This is a genomic window from Desulfobacterales bacterium, from assembly GCA_029211065.1.
Taxonomy (GTDB): Bacteria; Desulfobacterota; Desulfobacteria; order Desulfobacterales; family JARGFK01; genus JARGFK01.
The window spans coordinates 45,688-53,127 of the sequence record JARGFK010000019.1; the positions used below are offsets into that span (position 1 = coordinate 45,688).

At 44.1% G+C, this 7,440-nt stretch carries 5 protein-coding genes and 2 rRNA genes; 4 read left to right on the forward strand and 3 right to left on the reverse strand.

What is annotated here, in order from left to right; all coding sequences use genetic code 11:
• Positions 1-33 precede the first annotated feature (33 nt).
• Positions 34-1,605 (reverse strand): ATP-binding protein, encoded by a 1,572-nt coding sequence (locus tag P1P89_06275; GenBank protein ID MDF1591106.1) that lies wholly within the window; start codon positions 1,603-1,605, stop codon positions 34-36.
• Positions 1,606-1,788: 183 nt separating this feature from the next.
• Between P1P89_06275 and P1P89_06280 the strand changes: the two genes are divergently transcribed.
• The 4 genes from P1P89_06280 to P1P89_06295 are packed head-to-tail and all read left to right on the forward strand — an operon-like array spanning position 1,789 to position 6,415.
• Positions 1,789-2,703: a DUF4384 domain-containing protein gene (locus tag P1P89_06280; GenBank protein ID MDF1591107.1), complete on the forward strand. Its 915-nt coding sequence runs from the start codon at positions 1,789-1,791 to the stop codon at positions 2,701-2,703.
• A 2-nt stretch (positions 2,704-2,705) separates the two neighbouring features.
• Entirely contained in the window at positions 2,706-3,497 is a 792-nt protein-coding gene (locus P1P89_06285) for a methyltransferase domain-containing protein (GenBank protein MDF1591108.1), read from the forward strand.
• Positions 3,476-4,219 carry a glycosyltransferase gene (locus P1P89_06290; protein MDF1591109.1) on the forward strand — a complete coding sequence of 248 codons (744 nt, stop codon included), beginning with the start codon at positions 3,476-3,478 and terminating at the stop codon, positions 4,217-4,219. Before P1P89_06285 ends, P1P89_06290 begins: the two co-directional genes overlap by 22 nt.
• 12 nt (positions 4,220-4,231) lie before the next feature.
• Positions 4,232-6,415 carry a hypothetical protein gene (locus tag P1P89_06295; GenBank protein MDF1591110.1) on the forward strand — a complete coding sequence of 728 codons (2,184 nt, stop codon included), beginning with the start codon at positions 4,232-4,234 and terminating at the stop codon, positions 6,413-6,415.
• A gap of 196 nt (positions 6,416-6,611) precedes the next feature.
• Here the strand turns inward: P1P89_06295 and rrf are convergent.
• Positions 6,612-6,728, reverse strand: a 5S ribosomal RNA gene (rrf, locus tag P1P89_06300).
• Positions 6,729-6,813: 85 nt separating this feature from the next.
• Positions 6,814-7,440: ribosomal RNA gene (locus P1P89_06305) — 23S ribosomal RNA — on the reverse strand; the annotation flags it as partial.

Consider the following 7,440-nt stretch of genomic DNA (forward strand, 5'->3'; position numbering starts at 1 on the left):
TTCGGAAACATCAATGGACGTAGACATAAAGATTTACAAATCCCCCCCATCGGCGTCCCCTCCGGCATGCAGCGGCAGGTATACCGACAGGGTCGTTCCGCAACCCGGCCGACTGGCCGCTTTAATAACGCCGCCCATGCCATCGATGATCATAAAACTGACGGAAAGCCCCAACCCCGTGCCTTTACCGGGATCTTTGGTTGTGAAAAACGGATCAAAAATATTTTCAAGGTGTTCTGGGGAAATCCCGGGGCCGTTATCTTCAAACATAATCTTCAGTGTTTCCTGTTGTTTTAAAACGCCGCCATCGGACGGCGACAACACCTCGGTTTGAATCGTTAATTGCCCATCGCCGATATTCTCACCGGCAGCAATGGCATCGGCTGCATTGATGGCTAAATTCAAAAAGACCTGCCGGAGCTTTTCAGCATCCGCCATAATCACATCCTTTACAGCAGACAGTTGAAGCTGCAAATGAACTTTCGACATCAACGGCTGAACCCTTAAAACATGGGCCATCTCTTCAATAAGTCCGTGAACCGATACGGTTTTCGAAACTTTTGGAACCGGCCGGGACAGATCCAGCAACTGACGTATGATGGTGTTGATTCGCTGTATTTCGTTTTCCGTCCGGACAAGGTAATCTTTTTTTTCCAATTCGGATATGTTCTGCTGTTTTAACAGCTCCAGGTAGCCCATGACAATGCCGATGGGGTTCCCGATCTCATGCGCGATCCCGGAGGACAGCCGCCCCACCGCCGCCAATTTTTCCGCCCGAATAATTTCGCTTTGCGCCTGGTTTAAATCCAGATTTGCCTTTTCAAGCGATTGTACGGTGGCGCGCAGTTTCTCTTTATCCGCTGAAATACGTTTTAACATCCGATTCAGGGATTTCGATAATATGTTGAGCTCGCTATCGCCTTTGCGAACGGAAAAGAGGATCTCATCATCGTCCTCCCGGTATTCCTCCGCCCGGTTTACCAATCGGCGAATCGGCTGTAGATAGACCTTAGAAAGCCGAAACAGACCGATTCCCGTCAGTATGACCAGATTCAGCACCATGTATAAAAATAAAATCTGCTGGGATTGCCGTAAAGACTGATAAACACCTTCAAGGGGCAACGCCAGGCCCGCGCCGGCGATGACTCGGTTTTTTTTCAACAGGGGCGTTGCAATCAGGATGGTGTGGGGCTGTTTCCAAAAAACGCCCCAGGTTTCTCCGACCGGCTTGATTTGCCGGCGGCCCGATCCCATCGATTGCCGCACCAGCACATCAATTTCTCTGGTATGTCCACATGCCTCCAGGGTATTCAAGAGGGTATTGCCATCCACAGAAAGGATCAGGGCGCATGAAAAACCTTCCTGATTCGGCAATTTGAGAAAATTCTCTCTTTTTAATTTCGACAAATCAGTTTCTGCCGTATCGTCCGATGCCCTGATGATGTTGTTTAAATTCGATAACAGCAAGTACCCCTTTTCGCCCTCGGACTGAACCAGATCCTGCTGCGCCCTCATGGTCACCACCAGGTCAGTCAGCAGCATCGCCAGCATCAGCAGTGCGGCGATTATAACGATAATATTCGTCTTTAATCCTCTTGCAAACACGGCCCGTCCATATGAAAACCCAATAAAATGATAAGCGCCTGATTTTCTGAAGTAAAATATGACTGAAACCCGCTTTCCAGTCAAGTTAATAATCAAATTTAACGATTGACGAATATTAATAATATATATTATTCTATTTTTAGCAACCAAACAGATTCAGACCCTTTGATTCCGGAGAATTCTATGAAATGTAACAATTTTAAATTAATCGGCATTCCGTGGATTGTTTTTCTTACGGTGTTCTTTATTACAAATCCGAATATGGCTTTGAGTCAGGAACAAAGAAGTGTAAAAGTCACCGCACCGGATGATGAGATGCGATCTTCCATCCACTCCGTCGATGGATATGCGTATCTTTCAGACAACATGACCCTCACCGATATCCGTGCCGCTGCCTTTGCAGACGCCAAACGAAAAGCGCTTGAGATGGCCAAGACTTTTATCCAATCCAAAACAAAAGTTGAGGATTTCGTTGTAAAATACGATGTCATCTGGTCGGAAGCCGAAGGTGCGGTTTCGGTCCATGAGCAGAAAGATTTTGGAATCGAGGAAAACAGCCGCTATCATGTCTGGATCAAGGCCGAAATCGAATACAGCCTAAAACCGAAAGGAAAAGAGATTCCTGTTCAGGATCTGGGTCCTGGCGGGCCGTTGACGGTCAAGGTCTGGACATCCAAGAAAACTTATAAAGAAGGTGAAAATATCCAGATATTTATCCAGGGCAACCGAAATTATTATGCCCGCATCGTGAACATATCATCGGACGGTGAGATTATCCAGCTGCTGCCCAACGGGTACCGCCAGATCAACTATTTTGAAGCCGGAAAAGTCTACAAAATCCCTGATCAGGGGGACCTCTTCTCATTGACCGTGAGCCCGCCGTATGGAGAAGATCAGATCGTGGTCTATGCCAGTGAGGTGCCCCTAGGCCAGGTCAATCTGCAGCAAATGGGGCAAGGCCTGTCCCGCTATCAGGGGACCCGCTCCGCTTTGTCCGCCACGACCCGCGGAATTGCTGTCGCCGCCGCATCACCCGGAAATGAAGCCGGCGCTGAGTTTTACGAAGCGTCCTGGAAAATAGAGACCGGTGAAAAGTAGAGATGGATCTGAAAGAGGCCAAAGTCTATAGAAATATTGATAATAGACATCCCTGGGAGCTAGCCAAACTGGATGTAGTCCACTATCTGATAAAAAAGTATTTTCCAAACTTTTTACACCGTAAACGTGTATGCATTGACATAGGCTGCGGCGATATCTTTTTTGCCGAACAATTGGCTGAGAGGATGCCATATACAACTTTTTTGGCAGTAGACACCTCATTCGATCAGGAAGCTTTAACTCGTTATAAAAAATGGTATTCGGACACCAGGATAGAGGTGTATAACTCAACTGATGATTTAATTTTAAATTCGTACGGAACAGCAGACCTGATTTTATTACTTGATGTTTTAGAGCATATTAAGGACGATGTTGCATTCCTTAAGCGCTTGCAATCATTCGAATTCATATCAGATAATACCTTGTTCTTAATCACGGCTCCGGCCTTTCAGTCATTATTCTGTTCTCATGATCATTTTCTTGAACATTATCGAAGGTATAATCTAAAAAGCCTTCGAGCCCGCCTCCATGCTGCAAATTTAACTGAATTGGGACATGGTTATTTTTTTACGGTACTACTAAAATTAAGAATCTTTCAAGTCCTGCTCGAAAAAATCCACAAACCCCTGATCCGCAATACACAGGTTGGAAACTGGCGGCAAAAGGGGTATATGAATAAATTGATGAAAAATATTCTGATCATTGATTTTAAGTTTTCATGTCTTCTTAAAGAGATCGGGTTAACACTTCCTGGGCTTTCAATATATATCATATGCAAAAAGTCTGTATTATAGTTCCATGTTTCAATGAGGAAAAAAGGATATCGATAGAATATTTTAAAAGATTCTATCAATTTCCCGAATCCGCATGCATTGACATCTCTTTTGTCAATGATGGCAGTATGGACAAAACTTTATATGTTTTAAGACAGCTGCGTGATGATTGCAAAGGGCATGTAATCGTATATGATATCCCAGAAAACTTGGGCAAAGCCGAGGCGATTCGAAAAACTGTTTTGAAAATATCAACAAATGAACATTATGACTTCATCGGTTATTTTGATGCAGATTTATCGACCCCGCTGGAAGAGGTGTTTTTACTTCAGGAATGCTTTAATAGGAATAAAGATTGTCAAGTGGCATTTGGATCAAGAGTCAAGCGAATGGGCGCTTCGATAATTCGAAAACCGTTTAGGCACTATCTGGGAAGGATTTTTGCAACCTTTGCAAGTTTACTGCTAAATCTTCCTGTTTATGACACTCAATGCGGCGCAAAGTTATTTACCAGAGAATTGGCCTATCGTACTTTTACAGAGGAATTCATCAGCAGATGGCTATTCGATATTGAAATTTTCGCCCGCATTAAAGAACTTTACGGGGTTGAAAAAGCGAAAAAAATAATGTTCGAAGTCCCCTTAAACAACTGGAAAGACAGGAGCGATTCCAAAATAACCTTTAAAGACATCCTGAATGTTCCTTTTGAATTCTTAAAAATCAGAAAAAGATATAAAACATGAAAATTCAAAATCATGTTTAAAAGGCATTATCATTTTCTCGTTATCATCCTCCTGGCCTTTGGTATCCAAGCCCCGATACTGCTGGGATATACGGATTTTTACTCGGGCAGCGGTTCCGACCTGATTCCTTATGTATATGGTACAAAACAATTTCAATACGATACATTCCGCAACCTGTATGAGATTCCCTTATGGAATCCTTACTTTATGTTCGGACAGCCTATTGTCGGCAACCTCCAATATAATCTTTTTTATCCCTTAAATTTCTTGTTCCTCCTTTTACCTTTTTTCAAAGCCCTCTGGACTTATCAGTTCATCCATATGGTCATTGCCGGGATTGGCACTTTTATGCTTGCCAGGCATACCGGTTTGAACAGGAATGGAAGTATGCTCGCCGGCTGTCTATACATGCTTAACGGAAGATTGCTTTATTACATTAATGCCGGTTGGGTAGGTCTTTATACCTCATTATGCTGGATACCTTTGCTTTTATTGGTATCATTACTTTTACTGGAAAGGAATAAACGGATCTATACGATTGGGCTGGCGATTACCTTTTTTATGATATTTACATCCGGTACTCCGCAGCATGCCTTTCTTTATTGTTTTCTTTTTTCCCTCCAAGCAATCTGGCGTTTTATCCAGGAACCGTCAAAAGAAGAACGCCTGTCCCTTCTGTATAGAATCCTTCTTTCGGGCCTTATATCATTTTTACTAATAAGTGTTCAATTATTTCCGGCAATTGAACAGACCTATCTTTCCAGCAGGGTATTTTCAGAAGGTTCATTACATGGGTTTCACTTTAATTGGGACTTTAGACAATGGTTCCGGATCCTATTTCGACCTGAAATTCTGTACCATGATCATGCCTGGGAGTTGTGTGCTTACTTAGGAATCAGTGGACTCCTATTGGCACCGACCGGTTTTTTCACATTACGCAATCGTCTTCCGCTGATTATTATTTGGGGAGTGATACCGTGGCTTATAAGTTTCGGTCCTGATTTTCCTCCGATCACGATTGTGGCAAAGTCCATACCTGGTATGAATCTTCTCAGCAGTCCTTCCCGTTATCTCATATTTACTATTTTGATATTGTCCGTGCTTTCAGGCCACGGGTTTGAGAGGCTGGTAGTAAGTTTTTATTCGAATCACCACCCCAAAATACGGTATCTGTTGCTGCTGTGTATAATGCTCGCCGTCATTGGCCTTCTTACCCCACCCTTTAGGACTAATGTTGGGGTGAATGTCCGTTTCTTTGGCTCAATTATTGTATTTTTTCTTTTATCTGCCTTATATCTCCGGCATGGGACAAAATTTTTCAAAATCATTTTAATCTGCTGGATCATAATGGAACCGCTACTGCTTTCGACTGAGATCCTGAAGGAAAAATATCATCTAAAAGACTTCAAACCACCCATGAAACTTATTAAAGCCTTAAAGCAATATCCGGGGGATGTGAGAGTTGCAGAAATTCAACCTGCGGATTTAAGGGAGAACCTGCTCATACCCTTTGACGATTGGATATCCGTCAGATATGGCATTCGCCGTGCCGGCGGCTATGAACCGCTTTCCATGCTCACGACACTTAATTATCTTACGCGTATGGATGGGACGGCACCGATTAAAGAAACGATGTGGGGATTTCGGTTATGGAATTTTGCAAGACCCGATCTTTACAGCATCGCGGGTATTACCCACCTGATCACATTCCAACAGATAGAAAATCCGAAACTCAAGTTTATCATCCAGGACAGCATTACAATGCCACATTTCCATGGCGGGTGGTGGCAGGAAAAAAAAGTTTATTTGTACGAAAATCTAAAGGTATTGCCACGAGCGTTTTTTTTAGCCGATAATGAAAATAACTTTATTAGGCCGGTGGCCATGAAAATCCTTTCGCCGAATCGCATCCAAGTTGGTATTGAGACGGCTCACCGGGGAAGGGTTATTGTCTCAGAGTCATTCCATCCCGGATGGAATGCTTTGATAGGCGAAAACGCTTTAACGATTGAGCCTTTTTTAAACACTTTTATATCCATTAAAATTCCGCCGGGGAATTATGAGATTTTGCTCGACTTTTTTCCTAAATCGCTTCGTATCGGTTTATGGTTCACCCTGGCCGGATTATTTTTACTTGTCATATGTTTATTATGCGAGAAAATGCGACTTGGATTTTTTCAAGCCGGGAAAAGATAACGGCATGGGTGATCATATTTTTTTTCAAGGGAACACGATCCGCTTTGTCCGCCACGACCCGCAGGATTGCCGTAACCGCTAAGACGTCCGGAAATGAAGCCGGCGCTGAGTTTTACGAAACGTCCTGTAAGATAGAAACCGGTAAAAAACAAAAAAAGCCCGAAATCAGGGTCACTGATTCCGGGCTTTAAAAGATTTTCGGCGGCGTCCTACTCTCCCACACAGCTTCCCATGCAGTACCATCGGCGCTAAAGAGCTTAACTTCCGTGTTCGGGATGGGAACGGGTGTTGCCTCTTCGCTATTGCCACCGAAAAAATGAAACAAAGTAATAAATTTTTTCAGGCTGTCAATTTGTATATAAGCACAATAAAACGCTCAACCATTTGTGTCAAAAATTGTGGCTAAGCCGCACGACCTATTAGTACCCGTAAGCTAAACATATTACTATGCGTGCACATCGGGCCTATCAACCTTGTCGTCTTCAAGGGGTCTTAAGTCTGTATGTTTCCATACAGAGGGATATCTAATCTTGAGGCTGGCTTCCCGCTTAGATGCTTTCAGCGGTTATCCAATCCGAACTTAGCTACCCAGCTATGCCGCTGGCGCGACAACTGGAACACCATTGGTTCGTCCATTCCGGTCCTCTCGTACTAGGAACAGATTCTCTCAAATATCCTGCGCCCACGAAAGATAGGGACCAAACTGTCTCACGACGTTTTAAACCCAGCTCACGTACCACTTTAATCGGCGAACAGCCGAACCCTTGGGACCTGCTACAGCCCCAGGATGCGATGAGCCGACATCGAGGTGCCAAACCGCCCCGTCGATGTGAACTCTTGGGGGAGATAAGCCTGTTATCCCCGGAGTACCTTTTATCCGTTGAGCGACGGCCCTTCCATACGGAACCGCCGGATCACTAAGACCTACTTTCGTACCTGCTCGACTTGTCGGTCTCGCAGTCAAGCTCCCTTATGCCTTTGCACTCTACGGCTGGTTTCCAATCAGCCTGAGGGAACCTTTGCAC

Excerpts from the sequence above, each read along its gene's own strand:
- P1P89_06280 (MDF1591107.1), top strand. The coding sequence starts at position 1,789 with ATGAAATGTAACAATTTTAAATTAATCGGCATTCCGTGGATTGTTTTT.
- P1P89_06285 (MDF1591108.1), top strand. The coding sequence starts at position 2,706 with ATGGATCTGAAAGAGGCCAAAGTCTATAGAAATATTGATAATAGACAT.
- P1P89_06290 (MDF1591109.1), top strand. The coding sequence starts at position 3,476 with ATGCAAAAAGTCTGTATTATAGTTCCATGTTTCAATGAGGAAAAAAGG.
- P1P89_06295 (MDF1591110.1), top strand. The coding sequence starts at position 4,232 with ATGTTTAAAAGGCATTATCATTTTCTCGTTATCATCCTCCTGGCCTTT.